Here is an 18,731-nt window from a genome sequence, read left to right as displayed (position 1 = left end):
AAACGCCGCTAGCGAGCGTTTTAAGTTGACGAGATGGCCATCAACCGACGTATGTAACGAATGGTAAGTTCCAATTTAGACGTTTCCGAGATTTTTGTGGAGCGCGAGGGGCAGCGCGGTGCCATGCACACGCGTCACCTCAACGAGCAGCTCGTTCGCGTCCTCAAGACCATCGGCTACGACGTCGGTTTCCAGAAGGGGCAAGGCCAATACCTCTTCGATCGTCAGGGGGCTCGTTACCTTGATCTATTGAGTGGATTTGGCGTTTTTGCGATTGGCCGCAATCATCCGGCCCTGCGCCAGGCGCTGAAGAGTGTGCTCGACGCCGACCTGCCCAATCTGGTGCAGCTCGATGTCTCGACGCTCGCCGGCGTGCTCGCGGAGCGGCTTCTGGAACATGTTCCATACCTGGACAAGGTGTTTTTCGCCAATTCCGGCGCCGAAACCGTCGAAGCCGCGATCAAGTTCGCGCGTGGCGCGACCGGTCGTCCGGGTATCGTCTATTGCGGGCATTCGTTCCATGGCCTGTCCTACGGCGCATTGTCGCTGACCGATGATTCGAATTTCCGCGGCGGCTTCGAGCCGCTGCTGCCGGGCTGCACCGCGATCCCCTTCAACGATCTCGAGGCGCTGGAGAAGGCGCTGTCGTCGCGCCAGGTCAGTGCGTTCATTGTCGAGCCGATCCAGGGCAAGGGCGTCAACATGCCCACCGACGAGTTCCTGCCCGGCGCGCTGGCACTGTGCCGCAAATACGGCACGCTGTTCATCGCCGACGAGATTCAGACCGGCATCGGCCGCACCGGCAAGTTCCTCGCGATCGAGCACTGGGGCATCGAGCCCGACATGGTGCTGCTGGCGAAGGCGCTCTCCGGCGGTCACGTGCCGATCGGCGCGCTGCTGACGCGCAAGAACATCTTCGACAAGATCTTCAACCAGATGGACCGCGCGGTCGTGCACGGCTCGACCTTCGCCAAGAACGATCTGGCGATGGCTGCCGGTATCGCCACGCTCGACGTCATCAAGGCCGAGCGGCTGGTCGAGAACGCGGCCAAGCGCGGCGCCGAGCTCCGTCTTGCGCTGACGCGCATGGTGCCCGGCTACGAACTGATGAAGGAAGTCCGCGGCAAGGGCCTGATGATCGGCGTCGAGTTCGGGCCGCCGAAATCGCTGCGCCTGAAGGCGTCGTGGAATCTGCTGGAGACCGCCAACAAGGGCCTGTTCTGCCAGCTCATCACGGTGCCGCTGTTCAAGGATCACAAGATCCTCACGCAAGTCGCCGGCCACGGCCTGCACACCATCAAGTTGCTGCCGCCGCTCACGATCACCGAAGAGGACTGCAGCTGGATCGAGAAGTCGTTCGACGATGTGATCGCCGGCAGCCACAAGGTGCCCGGCGCGATCTGGTCGCTCGGCAAAACGCTGGTCGACAACGCGGTGCGCAAGTCGGCGTGAGTTCGAACCTGTAGCCCGGATGCAGCGCAGCGAAATCCGGGTTCTCAAAACTGGTGAGTCCATTCCCGGATTACACTTCCCTCCATTCGGGCTACAAACAATGCGGTCCATGGCCATCGCTTGTAGTTTGCGCTGTGTGTTGATTACTGGCGCGTTTTCATTGATTGCTGGGACGTTTGCCAACGCCGCGCCGACCGATGATAGCGTCGCCGCCGTTTACTCCGACGTTTGCTATCATCCCGAGTCGGGCGACCTGCTCGGGATGCGAGTTGTTCTCCTTCGGCTGAAGGAAGGTGACTACGTCGTCCACCAGCTGGCCGAAGGGCAGCTCGGTGATCCCCAGATTGGAGCGGCGACCGTCGATCCAAAGAAGGGGGACATCCTCTTTAAGGTTGCACTTGAGGGTTCCAACGGACAGGTCATGACCTTTAGGGGAAAGGTAACGGCTCAAGCCCTGACCGGCAATTTTGACAACAGCAATTGGACCAATCGGAAGAAGGGAGAGAAAACCCTTCGCTTGCCCAGAATCGTTGGTCGCCAGCAGTCATACCCGATCTGCGACTAGTCGAGCCCGGATGCAGCGCAGCGAAATCCGGGTTTCTCGACACGGGTCAAATCGTTCCCGGATTGCGCTGCGCTGCATCCGGGCTACACGATCATCTCATTCGTCATTGCGAGCGGAGCGAAGCAATCCATCCCGCGGCAAGCGGAGGTGTGGATTGTTTCGTCACCGTCGCTCCTCGCAATGACGATGAGTGGGGCGAAAATCACCCTTCCTTGTTCGCGCGCATCGCGCTCTCGAACTTGTCGCCGAACTCGGTCAATTCGTCGGCGCCGAGATCGCTGACCGCCCAGTAGTTCAGGCCACGGTCGCTCCAGCGCCTGATATTGAAGCCCTGCAAGGTCGAGATCTTCGCGCTCTTCCGTTCGGTGTTCGCGGTCTGCGCCACGAACAAATTGATCACGTGCTGGCGCCGCTTGTAGACCACGGCGCCGATCTCGCGGGCGTTGACGTAGTCGAGCCGGCCGCCGATCAGCGTAAAGCCCTGCGCGGTGAGGTCGATCACCGGCGGCGAGACGTCGAGCTTGCCGTTGAACCACGGCTTGACCGTATGCTGATCGGTCGAGACCACGTCGATCAGGTGGCCGGCCTGCAGCGAGCGCAGATGCGCCGACACCACCTCGTTCTCGATGCGCTGCTCGTCGTCGCTGCGCAGCACGATCGCAACGAGGCCGGTTGCGGCCATCGCCGACACCGCGGAGCCCATCGCGAAGCCGCGCAGCACCGAGCGCCGGCTCGGCGCCGCCTGCGCCTGCGTCTGCGGTTGCGGCAATGCCTTCTCGATCTTGCGGCGCAGCTCGAGCGGCGCCTTGTAGCGCACGTCGCTCTCGGCGATCGCCTGGCGGATCTCCTGATACTCCTTCATCAAGGCGGCGCAATGCGCGCACCCCTCGATATGGGCTTCCACTTCGCGCGCATGGCCGGCGTCGAGTTCGCCGTCGATCAGCGCGTGAACCAGCACTTCGGCTTCCTCGCAGGTCATTTCACTTGCTCCTGTTCCGCAAGCCATGCCGATCGCAGCATGGCGCGGGCGCGCGCGAGGCGGGACATCACGGTGCCGACAGGCACGGCGGCGACATCGGCGATCTCGCGGTATGATAGATTCTGGATTTCCCTGAGCACGAAGGTCTCGCGGAACGGCTCGGCGAGCGCCGCGACCAGCTTGCGCACGGTGTCGCCGTCGAAGCGGCGCAGCAGCTGCTTTTCCGGTGTCTCCGGGGCTTCGTTCCACAGCGGGGTCTGCTCGCCGCCTTCGGGCAGCTCCTCGACCGCGGTGGGGGCGGTCTTGCGCCGTGCATATTCGGCGCGGCAGACATTGCGCAGGATCGCAAACAGCCACGGCTTCATCGCAGGTCCCCGGTAGCTGTCGAAATGCTTGTAGGCGCGCAGATAGCATTCCTGCACCGCATCCTCGGCATCGGCGGCATCGCGCAGCAGATAGCGCGCCAGCGTGTAGGCGTCGTCAAGGTACGGCAGCGCGGCTTCGCGGAAGCGCCGCGCCTTTTCGGGATCGTCTTGCGACGCGTTGACAACCATCGTGTCCTGCCCGGCATGTCGAGAGACGGCTTGTGCCCGGCCGGGGGCTGAGGGCCACCGGCCGGGCATGGTTGTGATTGTATGGGTGATCACGTTACCCAACCTTGATACTGCCTGTCATGTGCGGATGCAGCGAGCAGAAATACTTGTACTCGCCAGGCTCCGTGAAGGTGAACGAGAAGGTGCCGTCGGTATCCATGGTCTTGGAGCGGAATTTGCCCGCGCACACCACGGTGTGCGGGATGTCGTCGCGGTTGGTCCAGGTCACCGTGGTGCCGACCTTCACGTCGAGCGGGTTCGGCGTGAACGAGAAGTTGTCGATGTGGACCGCGGTGTCTTCGGCGCGCGCCGCCGTGACCGGCAGCAGCATGGCCGCGACCACGGCGATGCCGAAGTCGCGTCGATTGATCGAACTCATCGGTCTCGTCCCTTAGCCTTGCAGCGGCGTGTCGATGATCGCCAGCGGCTGGCTGTTCTGCTTGAAGTTGATGCTGGCGACGCCGAGCATGCTGCGCAGCTTGGCATCCTCGACCTTCATCGGGCCGGGCGAGGGGGCGGCACCCGGCGCCGGCTGCGGGAAGGCGGTCGAACGCGCGGTGTGGAAGGTGACGTTGCCCTCGACCTTCTGCATCACCTGGTGGATGTGGCCGTTGAGCACCGTGACGGAGCCGAAGCCCTTGACGTATTCCAGCGCGCGGGCTCCGTCCTCGGTGCCCCAGCCCCATTGCGGATAGACCGTCCACAGCGGGATGTGGGCGAACAGCACGATCGGCGTCGACTTCGAGCGGCCCTTGAGGTCATTCTCGAGCCATTCGAGCTGCTCGTTGCCGAGATTGCCGAGGCCGCCGCCCTTGAGGTCGACGACGTTGACGAGGCCGACGAAATGCACGCCGCCGGCGTCGAAGGAATAATAGCCCGGACCCTTGGTGCCCTTGCCGTAGCGCTCCTTGTAGAGCTTGACCTCCTCGTCGATGAAGTCGTGCTCGCCCGGCACGTAATGCACGTCGAGCTTGGCCTGCGAGATGATGCGATCGGCATCATCGAATTCAGACGCCTTGGACAGATGCGTGATGTCGCCGGTGTGGATCATGAAGGACGGCTTGACCGGCATCGCCTTGACCTTGTTGATGGCCTCTTCCAGCGTGCCGATGGCGTTCGGATTGGCCGGCTTGTCGAAGCCGACATGGCTGTCGCTGATCTGCATGAAGGTCATGCCGGTGGTGGCTTCCGCTGCCGCCGCCGAGCCGACGATGCCGAGCGAATGCGGCACGCCGCCGGTGACCGTCCACAGCACGCCGGTGCCGGCCCAGGTCATGCATTCCAGCACCTTGCGTCGGCTGACGCCTTTCTCCTCATCGTGGTGATTGTGATCGTGTCCGCTCATGACAAGTCTCCCGTGGTCCCAGGGATTGGGTTTCCGGGAAGGTGATCGGCGCGGCCGGGGCTTTATTCCCGGGGCCCGGGAGGGCGCCGAGGGCAGGGATGACGATTTCGTGAGCGTCCGCGCGACAGGTGGACGCAACGGCAAGATGCGGCATTGAAGCTCGGGCGCGTGCGGCGCTATCCACCCGGTAAACCACTGATCGACCGGAGGAAACCATGGGCAATGTGACCGGAGGCTGTCATTGCGGCGAGGTTCGCTACGAGGTCATCGGGGAACCGGTTGTCCATGCGCTGTGCCACTGCACCGACTGCCGGCGCCACGCCGGCGCGCCGATGGTCGGCTGGGTGATGGTCGCCGAGGATGCACTCAAGCTGACCAAGGGGCAGCCCACGATCTACCGATCCTCCGAGCATGGCCGCCGGCACTTCTGCGCGAATTGCGGCAGCGGGCTTTTCTACACCAACAGCAACATGTTGCCCGGGTTCATCGACATCCAGAGCGGCACCTATGATGATCCCGATGCGCTGCCGGCTACCATGCATATCCAGGTCGCCGAGCGCCTGCGCTGGATGGAAACCGCGCATGCGTTGCCGGCCTTCGATCGCTTTCCACCGACGGAGTGACCGGGGGCCGATGCACGCTGTGGCGACGATGCGCGCCGCAACATGGTTCTGGTCTGCAAGGTAGATGAACGGCCGCAACAAAGCTGTCTTGCAGCCGTCAGCATAATGTCAGCGCTGCTGCTTAAAGATGGCGGACTTCATTCGCCAGACCGGGAGATCATCATGAGCGACCACGCAGGCGTTGAGCATCATCACAAGGCAGCTGAGCATCACGAGCACGCGGCGCGGCACCACCGCGAAGCCGCCAAGCATCACGAAGAGGGCAATCACGAGAAGGCGGCGCACCACGCGCACAGCGCCCATGGCCATGCCAGCCATGCCCAGCACCACCACACCGAGGCGAGCCGGCATCACGCCGAGCACCACGGCAAGCACTAGCTCTTTAATTTTGACGCGTTTTCTTCACGCGAACCGATGCCCACTTCGCTCGAAAACGCTCTAACCGTTCCAGTACTGCGTGCGTAGCTTCCGCCGTCCCCGCAAGGGGGCGGCGTTTTTCATTTGCGCGCGGACCGCGACCGTTCGTCCTTATTCGTCCTCGTCTTCCGGGCCGCCGTTCTGCTCGATCGCATTTCGTACGCCGCGCATGACGGCGAACGATACGAATGCCATCCTTCTCTTCTGATCATCACTCAATGTCTTGTAGAGCGGCTCCCAGGCATCGGAGAGCTTCTTGAGGTCGGTCCCACGCTGAATGAGCCGGTCGGCTCTGCGCTGCATCAATTCGACGGGATTGCCGTCATGAAGGCCGTCCATCGGGCCGTTCTGGTGCAGTTCGGCGACCTGCTCCAACCGGGCCTGCCGATTCTTCGCTCTGGTGCGGATCGCATCCTCGATGGCCGGCCAGTATTTCTCCTGATCGGGTGTAAGCTGCAAGGCGGCTTTGACAATGCCGACGCGCATATCGGTCAGGCTCTTCAGGTCGGCGGCGTTGGGTGGCGCCACTCCGACAGTCGAGGATGTCTCCGCCGCGAGGGCGAGAGACGAGGTCGTTACCAACAGTGCAACCGCTGCGACAGCTGCGTTCCTCGTCATGGCAAACTCCTGATGTGACCATTGGTGATGTCCGCGCGCAGAAAGACACGGCCGGATCAGCGCGGGTTGACCTAAGTCAAGGAGTCACGAGCGGTACATGGGGACACGCTCCTGACCGGTCGAAAAACACGGGCATTTCGGCTCGCCGTGACCGGCGACTTCCCGGCGGCGGATTGAGCTAGATCAAGCCCGATCGGCGCGTGGCGCGCAGAAATCGCCGTCAAGCTTCCTGCGATTGAGCGGTCCGATGCATCTTTTGCTCAAGGAAATTCGTCACAATCCGATACTTTGGATGCTGGTCTTCGTGCCGGTCGTGCTGGTGGTCGAACATGTGGCTCCCACCGCTCACACGGCCCTGTTCGTGCTCGCGGTCCTGAGCATCGTGCCGCTGGCCGCCCTTCTCAGTCACGCAACGGAGAGCGTCGCTGAGAAGACCGGCGATGCGATCGGAGGATTGCTCAATGCAACCCTCGGAAATTTGACGGAGTTGATCATCGCGATCGCCGCACTGCACGCCGGGGAATACATGCTGGTCAAGGCATCGATCGCCGGCGCGATTGTCACCAATTCGCTTTTCATGCTCGGCGCATCATTCCTGCTCGGTGGGCTTCGTTATCATGTTCAGGAGTACAATAGGGCCGGCGGGAGGATGTACGCAGCGCTGCTGTTGATGGCCACGATTGCGCTGCTTGCGCCAGCAGCCGTTGCCGACCTTGATCAGGCACGAGGCGAGGTCATGGCGCAGACGCTCAGCACCGGCCTCGCCGTGCTGCTGATATGTGCTTACGGACTTGGCTTGCTGTTCTCGCTCAAGACCCACAAGGAACTGTTTGAGAGCGGGGACCATGGCGAGACGGATGGCGCTGGTTGGCCGATCGGACTGGCTTCGGGCACGCTCATCGTGGTTACCGTGCTGGTTGCCCTGGTGAGCGAGATATTCGTGAGCTCGGTGCAGAAGGCGGGTGAGACGCTGGGACTGAGCGGGGCGTTTGTCGGTTTCATCATCGTCGCGCTGGTCGGCGCCGCGGCTGAAATGGCGGTCGCGTTCTCTGCCGCGCGCAAGAACCGGCTGGACATGAGTGTCAGCATCGCGCTCGGAAGCGCATCTCAAATCGCCCTGTTCGTTGCGCCGGCGCTGGTTCTTCTCAGCTACGTCGTCGGTCCGAAGCCAATGGACCTGCAGTTCTGGCCGGGTGCCGTGACGATGGTCATGATCGCCTCCGTCACGTCCTGCTTCATCACCAACAGCGGAAGGTCGGCGTGGTTCATCGGCGCCTTGCTGGTGTTCATCTACGCGATTTTTGCCATGACACTGTATATGGTGCCACCGGGATCGCACGGTCCGATCTGATCGGCAACGCGTCCGCTTGATCGCGGATTATCTCTGTCTACTGGCAGAGATGCTGGCGGCCGTCCTCGCCGCGAAAATACGTGCCGGGCTGACAGACGAAGCCCTGACCGTTGGAAGGATAGTGGTAATAGCCATACGCGCCGGCTGCGGCCGCAGCTCCCACGGCAGCGGTGCCGTACACCGCCCGTCGTGTCTGGCGGCGGGCAACACCGGCGACGCTTACGGGCGTCAAGGGACGGCCGACGCGCGCTTGCGCGCGTTCGACGGAAACCGAGACGCCGCCTTGTTCCGACCAGCCAACGGACAGCAGCGTGGCACATGCGACGATGGTCGCAGCTAACGCGAATGCCTTTGGATTCGCCTTCATGCCTGTTCTCCAATCCTGCGGTCCTACCCGGCGTGGTTTGAACGCCATACGCCCGGGAAGCCGTTGATCTGGATCAAGCCGCTCCTGTTGCCTCCGGGAGGGAAGAACAAAGCACTTGCGGCGCCCGGACCGGCGCGGCGGCAAGCTCAAAGTGCCAGCTCTCCCTGCCTGCTCGTCCAGTCTATGGCGTCAACCTGGAGGCCTCGTCTTGACATCTCGTCCTCGAGATTGGCGGCGTGACGCTTCCACTCGGCCGTTGTTCGCACCCGGAAAACCGGCTCGTCTCCACGACGCTCGAATTCATCATCGGCCTGGAGGGCGCCGCGAACCGCCTCGTGCATCATCTTCAGGCTCGCGTCGCTAAAGGCGCCGTACTCCATCGGTTGGTCTCCCAGAGATGCAAGCGCAAGACGTCTCCACAAGTCTGATCAACGCGACCATGCGATGTGACGGCACGAAGGAGCCGGCCGTCACGGCTCATTCGCGCTGCCGTCAATACGGCTGTTGCGGGCAGATCATTTGATTGTATTCGTTGTAGTAGCAGTTGTTTTGGTTCCCGTAATAGCCATAGCTGCCATAATACGCGCCGGCCGCGGCCGCAGCGCCGGCCGCCGCTGCACCGTAACCGGGTCGATAGTAGCCTCCGCCGTATACGGGATAACCTGCGACCGGACGGCCAGGGCGACCTGCAACCGGTCGACCGGGATAGCCCGGACGCCCTGCAATGGGTCGGCCCGGATAGCCCGGACGGCCGGCGATCGGGTGTGAGGGGCGCGGGCGGCCGGCAACGCGATGTCCGCCGTGGATCCGTCCGGCACCGGCGTGCATCCGTCCGCCACCGGCATGCATGCCTCCGCGGTGAAATCCGCCGCCTCCGCCACCGCGGAAGCCGCCGCCTCCGCCTCCACGACGGGCAAAGGCATCATCAGGGATCAGGCAGACTGCGACGAGCACCAGAGCTGCCAGAACGGCGAGGATACAACGAAGCATGGCGTGTCCTCCCTAACGGACGAGATGGCGAACGGCGAAACTGCGACAATTTCGGTGCGCAGGCTTGACGTAGATCAACGAAATGCAATCGCCATTCAAAATGGCTCGCCCTGCGGAGCGCGCGTTTGAACGACGGCGGCCGTCTGTCGTTATCCTGCTCAGGCACAATCTGCACTTTGCAGCCGAGGCATCTTGCCTAGAATGCAAGCTTGGGAGTTCCATGACATTCGGTCTCGCCTCAGTCCGGCGACACCTCCGTTTCTTTGCCGAGTTTCACCAATTTCTTACAGAGCGACCAAGAGGATGAACGTGCGGAAAACGGATGTAACGTGCGCGTGCTGTGGCGCAGGTTTCCGGCGGTTGGAGCTATGGTCTGAACCGGGCGCCAAGGGTGAGTATCACTGCCCTGTCTGCGATTACTTGCTCGAAGCATTCGATGGCACCAATCTGATCGCCTATCGGCTGACGATCCAGCCGGTGCGTGCATCGGTCTACCCGGCGAGGCCATTCGGCGATCACCGATGATTTGATGATCGGCTGCCAGCAGCGCGCAATTGGTCAGTAACGTCTATGGACCCATGTCGCCTCGGCCTTGGCGAGGAGCGGACACAACGGCTTTGTGCGTGCACCACCTAGCTGCTGCGCACCGCGAACGTCCTCAGCGCCGCAATCATCAACTCCGGCGCCTCCTGCGCGGCGCAATGGCCGACGCCGTCGAACCTCCAGCGGCTCGCGTGCGGGATCAGCGCCGAAGCGCGGTCGGCCATCTCCTTGTAGACCGGCCATGATTGTTCGGCGGTCGCGATGCGGACGGGGCAGGCGATCTCGGAGAGCCACGGGAATGGATTGCCGCGGGCGTCGCCGGTGTAGATCTGTTCGATGGCCTGGTAGATCGGCTTGAGCATCGCCTGCTCGATCTCGGGCGTGCAGCGCAGCCGAAGACGGCCGTCGTCGAGCCGCGCAAAGCCGTGATGCACATAGGCCCACAGCGACCGTTCGGTCCATGGCGCGAAGGTCGGCGCTGCGCGTAGCCGCCGAAATAAATCGTCGGCATTGTCAAATTCGGTCCGGCGGCGCAGCACGCCTTGCATGGACGCGTTCGAGATGTCGCTCAGGTCGCCGCTGCGCGGCGCGCTCGGGTCCATCGCGGTCGGTTCCGTCACGAACAGCCGCGCGAAGCGGTCCGGCATCAGCTTGGTTGCAAGCAGCAGATCGGTCGCGCCGGCGCTGTGTCCGATGCCGTAGATGCCTTGGAGATCGAGGCGTTCGACCACCGTGCAGACATCAGCGGCGAAATCCTGGAAGTGATAGCGCTCGGCCGGCGGCTTGTGGCTCAGGCCGTGGCCGCGGCGGTCGTGCGCGTAGACGGTGTAGTCAGTGGCCAGCGCCTCCGCGACCTCGGTCCACACTTCGGCGACAAAGCCCGTGCCGTGCAGCAGCAGCGCCACCGGCTTGCCGGACGAGGGCTCGCCCCATCGCGCCACCGCGATCTGCGCGCCGGCATCGCCAACCAGAATTCGCTGCGGCTGCGTCATTGTTTGCTATCGCGCATCCCTGAGGATCATCGCCGCCGCCTTCTCGGCGATCATTGCGGTCGGCGTGTTGGTGTTGCCCGAGGTGATCGTCGGCATCACGGAGGCATCCGCGATGCGCAGGCCGTGCAGGCCGTAGAAGCGCAGACGCTCGTCGACCACGGCCATCGGATCGTTGGCCATGCCCATCTTCGCGGTGCCGACGGGGTGGAAGATCGTGGTGCCGATGTCGCCCGCGGCCTTGGCGAGCGAGGCGTCGTCATCGCCGACGGAAGGGCCGGGCAGGAATTCCTCGGGATGATATTTCTCGAGCGCCTTCTGCTTCATCAATTTGCGCGTGGTGCGGATCGCATCGGCCGCGACCTGGCGGTCGTCTTCGGTCGAGAGGTAATTCGGCGCGATCGACGGCTTGTCGTCGGGCGCGGTCGAGCGGATCCGTACCGTGCCGCGCGAGGTCGGTTGCAGATTGCAGGCGCTCACGGTGATCGCCGGGAAGCGATGCAAGGGATCGCCGAACTTGTCGAGCGACAGCGGCTGCACGTGGAACTGGATGTTGGCGCGCGAGCGCGTTGCATCCGAGCGCGTGAAGATACCGAGCTGCGACGGCGCCATGGTCAGCGGACCGCGGCGGCGGAACGCATAGTCGAGGCCCATCAGGCCGCGGCGGACCAGGTTGTAATAGGTCTCGTTCAGCGTGCGCACGCCGGATACCTTGTAGATCGCGCGCTGCTGCAGATGGTCCTGCAGATTATGACCGATGCCGTGCACGTCGGCCACGATGTCGACGCCGAGCGGCGACAGCCATTCGGCCGGGCCGATGCCGGAGCGCTGCAGCACCTGCGTGGTTCCGATCGAGCCGGCGCAGAGGATCACTTCGCCTTTGGCGCGCGCCTCCACGGTCTCATTGCCTTGCCCATTGCCTTGGCGGAACAGCACGCCGGCGGCGCGGCCGCTCTCGATGATCAGGCGATCGACCAGCACGTCGGTCTCGAGCCTGAGATTGCTGCGGTTCAGCACCGGCTTGAGGAAGCCGCGCGCCGACGACCAGCGCCGGCCGCGCTTCTGGTTGACGTGGAAGTAGCTCGTACCTTCATTGTCGCCGGTGTTGAAATCGGGAATGCGTTTGATGCCCATCTCCTCGGCGGCATCGCCGACCGCATCGAGGATCTGCCACGACAGCCGCGGCGCCTCGATGCGCCAGCCGCCGCCGACACCGTGGTGCTCGCTTTCGCCGAGGAAGTGATCCTCCAGCCGCTTGAACGCCGGCAGCACGTCGCTGTAGCTCCAGCCGGTGAGGCCGAGCTGCCGCCAGTGGTCGTAATCCGCGGCCTGGCCGCGCATCGAGATCATGGCGTTGATGGCCGACGAGCCGCCGATCACCTTGCCGCGCGGATAGGCGAGCGCGCGGCCGTTGAGGCCGGGCTCGGCCTCGGTCTTGAACATCCAGTCCGAGCGCGGATTGCCGATCGCGAAGAGATAGCCGACCGGGATGTGAAACCAGATCCAGTTGTCCTTGCCGCCGGCTTCCAGCAGCAGCACGCGGTTCTTCGGATCGGCCGACAGGCGGTTGGCCATGATGCAGCCCGCCGTGCCTGCGCCGACGATAATGTAGTCGAAATCACCCTCGAGCCTTCGCGGCATGTCCTCGTTCCCGGCAAGCGTCTGTTGTTGACTGCCTTCTATAGCGTTTTCGAGCGAAGTGGAGCCCGGTTCGCGTGAAGAAAACGCGTCAAAACAAGAAAATAGAACTCGGTTCTGACAGAGTCAGAACCGAGTTCTATCCAGACGCGGCCGGTCGAGACAAGCCCGGCCGATGCAGCCGGGCGTGCGCTGGGTGATCAGGGACGGATCGGTTCGGCCAGTGTGACCTCATGTCTCGCTCGGGGAACGCAGACGATCAGCGTCAGCAGCCGATGCCGGGCACGGCGCCGACGAGCGCGAGCGGTGCATAGATGCTCCCGGTCGCGACATTCATCCAGCCGATCAGGGCGCGGCCGTCGGCGCCGCCTTTTCACCCAATTCGGACATGGACGGCTTTTCACGCCCACGCCGAATGAATAGGCTTGCTCCTGTCGGCCGGCTGAACTGCCAGGAAAAATTCCGGCCGAGTCAAATATCGCAGATGGACTGCGCAACTTGCTGGAGGATTGCCGTGGCAGACCCGGTCCGAGCCCCTTTCTACCACGACGGAATGCGCGAGCTGCAGGACCGCTTCGATGGTCGCCGTGTCGCCGACGGCCTCGAGAAGTATCGGCTCCACTTCGAGTTCTGGGAACAGGATCGCAAGCTGATCGAGGAGACGCGATTCTTTTTCATCGCGACGAGCTATCAGGACAACGTCGATTGTTCGATGCGTTCCGGCGATCCGGGCTTCGTCAAGATCACCGGGCCCGATACGATTGAGTTCCCCGAGTATGACGGCAACAACATGTACCGCACGCTCGGCAATATTCACCGCAACCCGAACGTCGGGCTGCTGTTCGTGCGGCTCGACGGCAAGACGTTTCGCACCCGCATTCGGGGCAAGGCGACGATCCACGACGACGCGGCAACGCTTGCCAGCCATCACGGTGCGAAGGTTGTCGTGCGCGTCAAATGCGAGATCTTCCCGAATTGCCCGCGCTATGTGCCCGATTTGATGAGCGCTTCAGCGGACGTGCCGGCGAATCTGTTCGTGCCCCGGCCCGGATACGAGCCGCCTGCGCCGGAATGGAAAAGCCGCGACTACCTCAAGGACGTGCTTTCGAAATACGATCCGCATCGGAAGCACGAGGCTTAGCGGAGCGAACCGCGTTCACGGCAGCGGCGCCATGTAGGGAATGCTGGCCACCAGCGCGAGCACCTGAACTGCATTGCAGGCCATGCCGCCCCAATGCAGCCGGCGCAGCCGCCGCACCGCGGTCGGGTCACCCGAGTCGCGCGCATCCGCCTCGGCATCGAGCCGGTGCAGAAACCATCGCCGCGCCAGCACCGCGAACGCCGCGATCAGGGCGATGCCGAGCGCGACGGCCGGCCGGCCCGCCACGGCAAACGCGAGGGTCCCGATCACGCCGGATACGGTCAGCACCAGGAAATAGGCATTGAACATGCCGCGCAGCAGGCGGGTGACCGGGGGGACGTCGAGCTTCACCAGCAGGAACGCCGGCGCGGCCAACAGGAAGTAGCCCATCGGCACCAGCAGGATGACGGTGGAAAACAAGACCGCTTGATCCGGCGTCATTACAGCCGCCCCTCGTTGGAAGGCTAGAGGATTCGATGCGGGAAACCTACAGTAGTATCCGTGCGGGATATTTCCTACACCATTAGGCTTTGGTCGGATGCGATCATATCAGGCCTTGGCGCTGGCGGCCTTGCACATCGTCATTCGGTCCGGTGTTCGCGGAACATCGGTCATCGCAATTTTTGAAAGCAGGTCCCAGCCGGCAGCATGCCACATCTGTTTGGGTGGACTGGCTCTTGCATGCTAAACAGCACCTACGTCCAACCTCTGAGGCCAGAATTCTCATGCCCATCGTCAACCGCGTCGCCGATCTGCAACCCGATATCCAGGCCTGGCGCCGCGACATCCACGAAAATCCCGAGCTGCTCTACGATGTGCACCGCACTGCATCATTCGTGGCCGACCGTCTCCGGGAATTCGGCTGCGACGAGGTCGCGACCGGGCTCGGCAAGACCGGCGTGGTCGGGGTGATCAAAGGCAAGAAGGGGCCGGCCAAGGGCGACGTCAAGGTGATCGGCCTGCGCGCTGACATGGATGCGCTGCCGATCCACGAACAGACCAACCTGCCTTACGCCTCGAAGACGCCGGGCAAGATGCACGCCTGTGGCCATGACGGGCACACCGCGATGCTGCTCGGCGCCGCGCGCTACCTCGCCGAGACGCGCAATTTCGCCGGCGATGCGGTGGTGATCTTCCAGCCGGCCGAGGAGGGCGGCGCCGGTGCGGCCGCCATGATCAAGGACGGCCTGATGGACCGCTTCGGCATCGAGCAGGTCTACGGCATGCACAACGGCCCGGGGATTCCGATCGGCTCGTTCGCGATCCGCACCGGCCCGATCATGGCCGCGACCGATGCGATCGACATCAAGATCGAGGGGCTCGGCGGTCATGCCGCACGGCCGCATAAGTGCATCGATTCCGTTCTGGTCGGTGCGCAGATCGTCACCGCGTTGCAGCAGATCGTCGCGCGCACCGTCGATCCGCTCGACTCCGCCGTGATCTCGATGTGTGAGTTCCACGCCGGCAACGCCCGCAACGTGATCCCGCAGACCGCGGAGTTGCGCGGCACCGTGCGCACGCTGACCCGGGACGTGCGCGATCTGATCGAGAAGCGCGTGCGCGAGGTGGTGGATGGCGTTGCCAAGATGACCGGCGCGAAGATCGATCTGACCTATGAGCGCGGCTATCCGGTCACCGTCAACCATGAGGCGCAGACCGAATTTGCGAGCCGCATCGCGCGCGACGTCGCCGGCGCTGCCAACGTGCACGAGATGCCGCCGCTGATGGGCGCCGAGGATTTTTCCTACATGCTGGAAGTCCGGCCCGGCGCCTTCATCTTCTGCGGCAATGGCGACAGCGCCGGCCTGCATCACCCCGCCTACAATTTCAACGACGAGGCGATCGTCTACGGCACCTCGTATTTCGTGAAGATCGTGGAGAACGCGCTGGCGGCGTGAGCCGCCTCATCAGCCATCGGTCGAAATGGTCACCGATTTCCACGCTGCGATCTCCTGCTCCAGGCGTTCGATCCTCTCGGACACGAGTCCAAGGGCATCGCTGCCGAGCAGGAGCTGTGGTGGAGGGCTGGTGGTCTCGATCAAGCCGAGAACGGCCGCCGCGAGCTTATCGGGATCGCCAAGCTGCTTGCCGCTTTTGGCTTGCCGTGCCTGCCGGATCGGATCGAACAGCGCATCGTAGTCGCTGATCGATCGCGCGCTTCGGATCATCGAGCGTCCAGCCCAGTCGGTCCGGAACGAACCGGGGCAGAGCGCCGTGACGTGGACGCCGAACGGTGCCATTTCTGCGCGCATGACTTCCGAAATGCCCTGAAGGGCAAACTTGCTTCCGCAGTAATAGGCGATGCCCGGCATGGTGATCATGCCGCCCATCGACGTCACGTTCACGATGAATCCACGGCGCCTCGCGCGGAACCGCGGCAGGAATGCCTTGGCGACCGCAACGGCGCCAAACACGTTTACGTCGAACTGGCGCCGCATCTCGTCGAGCGGCGATTCCTCGAGGATGCCCTCGTGCCCATAGCCGGCGTTGTTGATCAGCACGTCGACAGGTCCATGGTCATCCTCTGCCTGTCGCACGACGTCGCTGATGCGATCGAACTCCGTCACGTCGCACAGGATGGATGCTGCCGTCGGCAAGCGTTCCGCAAGCGCTGCCCGCGATTGCGCGGAGCGGACGGTGCCGACGACTTTGTGGCCTTGGCGGCTCGCGGCCGCCGCGATCGCGAAGCCGAAACCGGAGTTCGCGCCGGTGATGAAGAAGGTCTTCGGTGACATCGATTGGCTCTCGTCTTGATGGTCGACTGCCATGACTGATAGTCTTGGGACCGGTGGTCATCGATCCGCAAAGCTCCAAAAATCTTGCCAAATCCTATGAAGATCGCGAAGCGAAGGCCGGAACGCCACGAACTGGTGGAGCTTGCCGGGCTGCTTGCCCCTTGCCAGGGATACAATCCAACAGCGCTCGAAGGGGTCCGCATTCTCAGGACCGAGGCGGTGCTTCGCGATGTCCCCGTGCTCTACAAGCCCGGCGCAGTTTTCGTGTTGCAAGGCCGCAAGCACGGCATGCTTGAGGGCGAGGTCTATCTCTACGACGAGAAGCACTATCTCGCCGTATCGGTGCCGGTTCCGTTTCGGATGGCGTCCGTGGCCAGCGCGGGACGTCCCCTGCTTGCGGTCTATGTCGAGTTCAACATGGGATTGGCCGCCGAGATCGCCTCGGAAGTACGGGCGAGGCGCACTGAACCCTCGGCCGACCAGGTGAGAAGTCTGATCTCGAGCCCGATGGAGCCAGGTATCGAGGATGTGCTGCTCCGTCTGCTGCGAGCGCTGCGCGATCCAGTTGAGCTTGCGGTGCTTGGCGCCGGCATCCTGCGCGAACTGCATTATCGGGTGCTGGTCGGCCCGCAGGGCGGTGCGATGATCTCAGCCCTGCAGCAGCGCGGCACGTCCGGGAGGATCGTGCAAAGCCTCGCCCGGTTGCGCGAAACCTACAGCTCCGAGATCTCGGTCGCCGCGCTGGCAAGTGAAGCTGGCATGAGCGTTCCCTCCTTCCACGTCCATTTCAAGGCCCTGACCGGCAGCACGCCGATCCAGTACGTGAAGGCGATGCGGCTGCACGAGGCGCGGCTGATGATCGCGCGCCAGGACAAGACGATCGCCGAGGTCGCGGCGCTGGTCGGCTATGTCAGTCCCGCCCAGTTCAGCCGTGATTTCAAGCGGCACTTCCGGCGCACGGCGTCCGAGGAGGCGAAATGGGTTCGCCAACATCTTGGTGAGCTGCTCTGAACGTCTCGGAAGAGGCGCTTGCGGCGCCAGGCTCGCACCACTCGTCAGCCCGGCGCACCGCCTCACGCATCCCATCGCACCGGCAGTGACACCGGTCCGCGGAACACCCAACCGCGAACGACGGGCGGCGCCTCCGCGCGGAGGCGCAAGTCGCGCAGCCGCTCGAACAACATCGGCACCACGATCTTGCCGACGGTGAGCCGCGACACCCAGGTGCCGGCGCAGAAATGCGGTCCAGCGCCGAACGCGAGGTGCGATTGCTTCGGCCGCGCCACGTCGAAGCGATCAGGCTCGAAGAAGCGCCTGCCGTCGCGGTTCGCCGCGCCGACGCAGAGGCCGATCTGATGGCCCTCGGGCAGGGCGGTGCCGGAGAGCTCGACATCGCGGGCGACGCGGCGCGGATACATGCCGATCGGCGAGATCCAGCGCACCGCTTCCTCGAGCGCGGCTGGCCACAGCTCCGGCCTGTCTAGGACGTTGTCCTTCTGCGCCGGGTTTTCCAACAGGCCGAGCACCAGCGTCAGGATCGCGTCGCGCGGCTCGTTCAACCCGCCGCCGATGATGACCTTGATGTTGGCGCGGATGCCCTCGATCGGCATCGGCGGATCGGCATTGACCATCGAGGACAGGATCGAGGGATTGGGTTGGTTGCGGTGGTCGTCGAGCACCGCGTCGATCGCGGCATCGACATCGGCGCTCGCCTGCATCGCCTTGCGTTCGGTCTCGGCATCGGCGGCGTAATTGCCGGCGCCGTCGATTAGCGCCTGCGACCACTCGGCCAGCGACTGCCACGGCATCGCGCGAAAGCCGATCATCGCCATCAGGCTGAGCGAAGCCATCGGCGCGGCCAGCGCGGCGAACAGATCGGCCTCGCCGGCCGCCGCCAGATCGTCGATCAGCTCTTGCGCGATCGCGGTGAATTGCGGCGCCCAATACTCCTTGATCGTCGCCGGGCGGAACGAGGGCTCGATCGCCTTGCGGCCGTTCGCGTGCTCGGCGCCGTCCTTGCGCATGAAGGTCGGCCCCATCACCCTGTTGACCAGCGAGGCCGGATTGTCGGCCGAGTAGGTCGCGGGATCGCGCTCGATCCGCATGATGTCGTCAAACCGCGTCACCAGCGTCAGCTTCGCGGGCTCGACATAGACCGCCGGCGCCAGCTCGCGCAGGCGGCGGAAGATCGGATAGGGGTCGTCGAGCAGATCCTGATACGCGATGTCGGTCACGACAGGCACGGCGCTGGTCATTGGTCCTCCCGGGAGCTTTTGCGAAGGCTAGCGCCGGGGAGGCAATCGCTCAATTCGATGGTGCCGATATAGCCCATCGAAATAGTTGATGACCTTGTGATAGGCTGGACCGCCGGCAAAGCGGGAGGTG

At 63.7% G+C, this 18,731-nt stretch carries 21 protein-coding genes; 8 read left to right on the top strand and 13 right to left on the bottom strand.

The window, feature by feature from the left end:
• The first annotated feature begins 60 nt into the window (after nucleotides 1-60).
• Both hpnO and BI327_RS19365 read left to right on the top strand, forming a co-directional pair.
• A complete protein-coding gene (gene hpnO, locus BI327_RS19370; RefSeq protein WP_076862401.1) occupies nucleotides 61-1,452 on the top strand; it encodes an aminobacteriohopanetriol synthase HpnO in 1,392 nt (463 codons plus the stop codon).
• 109 nt (nucleotides 1,453-1,561) lie between these two features.
• Nucleotides 1,562-2,017, top strand: coding sequence for a hypothetical protein (locus tag BI327_RS19365; protein WP_143271662.1), 456 nt, complete (start codon nucleotides 1,562-1,564; stop codon nucleotides 2,015-2,017).
• A 202-nt stretch (nucleotides 2,018-2,219) separates the two neighbouring features.
• Here the strand turns inward: BI327_RS19365 and BI327_RS19360 are convergent, their stop codons facing one another.
• From BI327_RS19360 to BI327_RS19345, 4 genes are all read right to left on the bottom strand, one after another.
• The gene (locus tag BI327_RS19360) at nucleotides 2,220-2,996 is read right to left on the bottom strand and encodes an anti-sigma factor family protein (protein ID WP_076862399.1); all 777 of its coding nucleotides are present in this window, start codon (nucleotides 2,994-2,996) and stop codon (nucleotides 2,220-2,222) included.
• On the bottom strand, nucleotides 2,993-3,550 hold the full coding sequence (locus tag BI327_RS19355; RefSeq protein ID WP_076862398.1) for a sigma-70 family RNA polymerase sigma factor: 558 nt from the start codon (nucleotides 3,548-3,550) through the stop codon (nucleotides 2,993-2,995). Before BI327_RS19355 ends, BI327_RS19360 begins: the two co-directional genes overlap by 4 nt.
• 94 nt (nucleotides 3,551-3,644) lie before the next feature.
• Nucleotides 3,645-3,968, bottom strand: a complete 324-nt coding sequence (locus BI327_RS19350; protein WP_076862397.1) for a cupredoxin domain-containing protein — start codon at nucleotides 3,966-3,968, stop codon at nucleotides 3,645-3,647.
• 12 nt (nucleotides 3,969-3,980) lie between these two features.
• Complete coding sequence (locus BI327_RS19345; RefSeq protein ID WP_076862396.1) at nucleotides 3,981-4,934, bottom strand: metallophosphoesterase family protein; 954 nt, start codon at nucleotides 4,932-4,934, stop codon at nucleotides 3,981-3,983.
• A 215-nt stretch (nucleotides 4,935-5,149) separates the two neighbouring features.
• Between BI327_RS19345 and BI327_RS19340 the strand changes: the two genes are divergently transcribed.
• Nucleotides 5,150-5,557 (top strand): GFA family protein, encoded by a 408-nt coding sequence (locus tag BI327_RS19340; protein WP_076862395.1) that lies wholly within the window; start codon nucleotides 5,150-5,152, stop codon nucleotides 5,555-5,557.
• 108 nt (nucleotides 5,558-5,665) lie between these two features.
• Here the strand turns inward: BI327_RS19340 and BI327_RS42385 are convergent, their stop codons facing one another.
• Both BI327_RS42385 and BI327_RS19330 read right to left on the bottom strand, forming a co-directional pair.
• Nucleotides 5,666-5,932, bottom strand: a complete 267-nt coding sequence (locus BI327_RS42385; RefSeq protein WP_159450474.1) for a hypothetical protein — start codon at nucleotides 5,930-5,932, stop codon at nucleotides 5,666-5,668.
• A 153-nt stretch (nucleotides 5,933-6,085) separates the two neighbouring features.
• Nucleotides 6,086-6,592: a Spy/CpxP family protein refolding chaperone gene (locus tag BI327_RS19330; protein WP_076862393.1), complete on the bottom strand. Its 507-nt coding sequence runs from the start codon at nucleotides 6,590-6,592 to the stop codon at nucleotides 6,086-6,088.
• Between the two features lie 247 nt (nucleotides 6,593-6,839).
• Between BI327_RS19330 and cax the strand changes: the two genes are divergently transcribed.
• Nucleotides 6,840-7,943 carry a calcium/proton exchanger gene (cax, locus tag BI327_RS19325; RefSeq protein ID WP_076862392.1) on the top strand — a complete coding sequence of 368 codons (1,104 nt, stop codon included), beginning with the start codon at nucleotides 6,840-6,842 and terminating at the stop codon, nucleotides 7,941-7,943.
• A 37-nt stretch (nucleotides 7,944-7,980) separates the two neighbouring features.
• On the opposite strand, the gene BI327_RS42780 is transcribed toward cax, so the two are convergent.
• Nucleotides 7,981-8,310 carry a hypothetical protein gene (locus tag BI327_RS42780; protein WP_076862391.1) on the bottom strand — a complete coding sequence of 110 codons (330 nt, stop codon included), beginning with the start codon at nucleotides 8,308-8,310 and terminating at the stop codon, nucleotides 7,981-7,983.
• 146 nt (nucleotides 8,311-8,456) lie between these two features.
• Nucleotides 8,457-8,690 (bottom strand): hypothetical protein, encoded by a 234-nt coding sequence (locus BI327_RS19315; RefSeq protein WP_076862390.1) that lies wholly within the window; start codon nucleotides 8,688-8,690, stop codon nucleotides 8,457-8,459.
• Between the two features lie 412 nt (nucleotides 8,691-9,102).
• Between BI327_RS19315 and BI327_RS43680 the strand changes: the two genes are divergently transcribed.
• The gene (locus tag BI327_RS43680; RefSeq protein ID WP_159450473.1) at nucleotides 9,103-9,429 is read left to right on the top strand and encodes a hypothetical protein; all 327 of its coding nucleotides are present in this window, start codon (nucleotides 9,103-9,105) and stop codon (nucleotides 9,427-9,429) included.
• A gap of 503 nt (nucleotides 9,430-9,932) precedes the next feature.
• On the opposite strand, the gene BI327_RS19300 is transcribed toward BI327_RS43680, so the two are convergent.
• Complete coding sequence (locus BI327_RS19300) at nucleotides 9,933-10,835, bottom strand: alpha/beta fold hydrolase (RefSeq protein WP_076862388.1); 903 nt, start codon at nucleotides 10,833-10,835, stop codon at nucleotides 9,933-9,935.
• 6 nt (nucleotides 10,836-10,841) lie between these two features.
• Nucleotides 10,842-12,473 (bottom strand): GMC family oxidoreductase, encoded by a 1,632-nt coding sequence (locus BI327_RS19295; RefSeq protein WP_076862387.1) that lies wholly within the window; start codon nucleotides 12,471-12,473, stop codon nucleotides 10,842-10,844.
• Nucleotides 12,474-12,858: 385 nt separating this feature from the next.
• On the opposite strand from BI327_RS19295, the gene BI327_RS19290 reads away from it, so the two are divergent.
• A complete protein-coding gene (locus BI327_RS19290; RefSeq protein ID WP_083742157.1) occupies nucleotides 12,859-13,611 on the top strand; it encodes a pyridoxamine 5'-phosphate oxidase family protein in 753 nt (250 codons plus the stop codon).
• Nucleotides 13,612-13,626: 15 nt separating this feature from the next.
• Here BI327_RS19290 and BI327_RS19285 read toward each other — a convergent pair whose 3' ends face one another.
• Nucleotides 13,627-14,052 (bottom strand): hypothetical protein, encoded by a 426-nt coding sequence (locus BI327_RS19285; RefSeq protein ID WP_076862385.1) that lies wholly within the window; start codon nucleotides 14,050-14,052, stop codon nucleotides 13,627-13,629.
• 284 nt (nucleotides 14,053-14,336) lie between these two features.
• On the opposite strand from BI327_RS19285, the gene BI327_RS19280 reads away from it, so the two are divergent.
• Nucleotides 14,337-15,509 (top strand): M20 aminoacylase family protein, encoded by a 1,173-nt coding sequence (locus BI327_RS19280; protein WP_076862384.1) that lies wholly within the window; start codon nucleotides 14,337-14,339, stop codon nucleotides 15,507-15,509.
• Nucleotides 15,510-15,518: 9 nt separating this feature from the next.
• Here BI327_RS19280 and BI327_RS19275 read toward each other — a convergent pair whose 3' ends face one another.
• The gene (locus tag BI327_RS19275; protein WP_076863063.1) at nucleotides 15,519-16,346 is read right to left on the bottom strand and encodes an oxidoreductase; all 828 of its coding nucleotides are present in this window, start codon (nucleotides 16,344-16,346) and stop codon (nucleotides 15,519-15,521) included.
• Between the two features lie 81 nt (nucleotides 16,347-16,427).
• On the opposite strand from BI327_RS19275, the gene BI327_RS19270 reads away from it, so the two are divergent.
• Entirely contained in the window at nucleotides 16,428-17,357 is a 930-nt protein-coding gene (locus BI327_RS19270) for an AraC family transcriptional regulator (protein WP_076862383.1), read from the top strand.
• A 62-nt stretch (nucleotides 17,358-17,419) separates the two neighbouring features.
• Here the strand turns inward: BI327_RS19270 and BI327_RS19265 are convergent, their stop codons facing one another.
• Nucleotides 17,420-18,601 carry a cytochrome P450 gene (locus BI327_RS19265; RefSeq protein WP_076862382.1) on the bottom strand — a complete coding sequence of 394 codons (1,182 nt, stop codon included), beginning with the start codon at nucleotides 18,599-18,601 and terminating at the stop codon, nucleotides 17,420-17,422.
• Nucleotides 18,602-18,731 lie beyond the last annotated feature (130 nt).

Origin of the sequence: Bradyrhizobium mercantei (genome assembly GCF_001982635.1) — a bacterium.
Lineage (GTDB): Bacteria > Pseudomonadota > Alphaproteobacteria > Rhizobiales > Xanthobacteraceae > Bradyrhizobium > Bradyrhizobium mercantei.
The sequence above is the reverse complement of the archived record's forward strand: the minus strand, read 5'-3'. Positions and strand labels throughout refer to the sequence as shown.

What these genes read in the sequence shown, in the direction of transcription:
- hpnO (WP_076862401.1), top strand. Translation starts at nt 61, where the DNA reads ATGGTAAGTTCCAATTTAGACGTTTCCGAGATTTTTGTGGAGCGCGAG.
- BI327_RS19365 (WP_143271662.1), top strand. Translation starts at nt 1,562, where the DNA reads ATGGCCATCGCTTGTAGTTTGCGCTGTGTGTTGATTACTGGCGCGTTT.
- BI327_RS19360 (WP_076862399.1), bottom strand. Translation starts at nt 2,996, where the DNA reads ATGACCTGCGAGGAAGCCGAAGTGCTGGTTCACGCGCTGATCGACGGC.
- BI327_RS19355 (WP_076862398.1), bottom strand. Translation starts at nt 3,550, where the DNA reads ATGGTTGTCAACGCGTCGCAAGACGATCCCGAAAAGGCGCGGCGCTTC.
- BI327_RS19350 (WP_076862397.1), bottom strand. Translation starts at nt 3,968, where the DNA reads ATGAGTTCGATCAATCGACGCGACTTCGGCATCGCCGTGGTCGCGGCC.
- BI327_RS19345 (WP_076862396.1), bottom strand. Translation starts at nt 4,934, where the DNA reads ATGAGCGGACACGATCACAATCACCACGATGAGGAGAAAGGCGTCAGC.
- BI327_RS19340 (WP_076862395.1), top strand. Translation starts at nt 5,150, where the DNA reads ATGGGCAATGTGACCGGAGGCTGTCATTGCGGCGAGGTTCGCTACGAG.
- BI327_RS19330 (WP_076862393.1), bottom strand. Translation starts at nt 6,592, where the DNA reads ATGACGAGGAACGCAGCTGTCGCAGCGGTTGCACTGTTGGTAACGACC.
- cax (WP_076862392.1), top strand. Translation starts at nt 6,840, where the DNA reads ATGCATCTTTTGCTCAAGGAAATTCGTCACAATCCGATACTTTGGATG.
- BI327_RS42780 (WP_076862391.1), bottom strand. Translation starts at nt 8,310, where the DNA reads ATGAAGGCGAATCCAAAGGCATTCGCGTTAGCTGCGACCATCGTCGCA.
- BI327_RS19315 (WP_076862390.1), bottom strand. Translation starts at nt 8,690, where the DNA reads ATGGAGTACGGCGCCTTTAGCGACGCGAGCCTGAAGATGATGCACGAG.
- BI327_RS43680 (WP_159450473.1), top strand. Translation starts at nt 9,103, where the DNA reads ATGTCCGCCGTGGATCCGTCCGGCACCGGCGTGCATCCGTCCGCCACC.
- BI327_RS19300 (WP_076862388.1), bottom strand. Translation starts at nt 10,835, where the DNA reads ATGACGCAGCCGCAGCGAATTCTGGTTGGCGATGCCGGCGCGCAGATC.
- BI327_RS19295 (WP_076862387.1), bottom strand. Translation starts at nt 12,473, where the DNA reads ATGCCGCGAAGGCTCGAGGGTGATTTCGACTACATTATCGTCGGCGCA.
- BI327_RS19290 (WP_083742157.1), top strand. Translation starts at nt 12,859, where the DNA reads ATGGACGGCTTTTCACGCCCACGCCGAATGAATAGGCTTGCTCCTGTC.
- BI327_RS19285 (WP_076862385.1), bottom strand. Translation starts at nt 14,052, where the DNA reads ATGACGCCGGATCAAGCGGTCTTGTTTTCCACCGTCATCCTGCTGGTG.
- BI327_RS19280 (WP_076862384.1), top strand. Translation starts at nt 14,337, where the DNA reads ATGCCCATCGTCAACCGCGTCGCCGATCTGCAACCCGATATCCAGGCC.
- BI327_RS19275 (WP_076863063.1), bottom strand. Translation starts at nt 16,346, where the DNA reads ATGTCACCGAAGACCTTCTTCATCACCGGCGCGAACTCCGGTTTCGGC.
- BI327_RS19265 (WP_076862382.1), bottom strand. Translation starts at nt 18,601, where the DNA reads ATGACCAGCGCCGTGCCTGTCGTGACCGACATCGCGTATCAGGATCTG.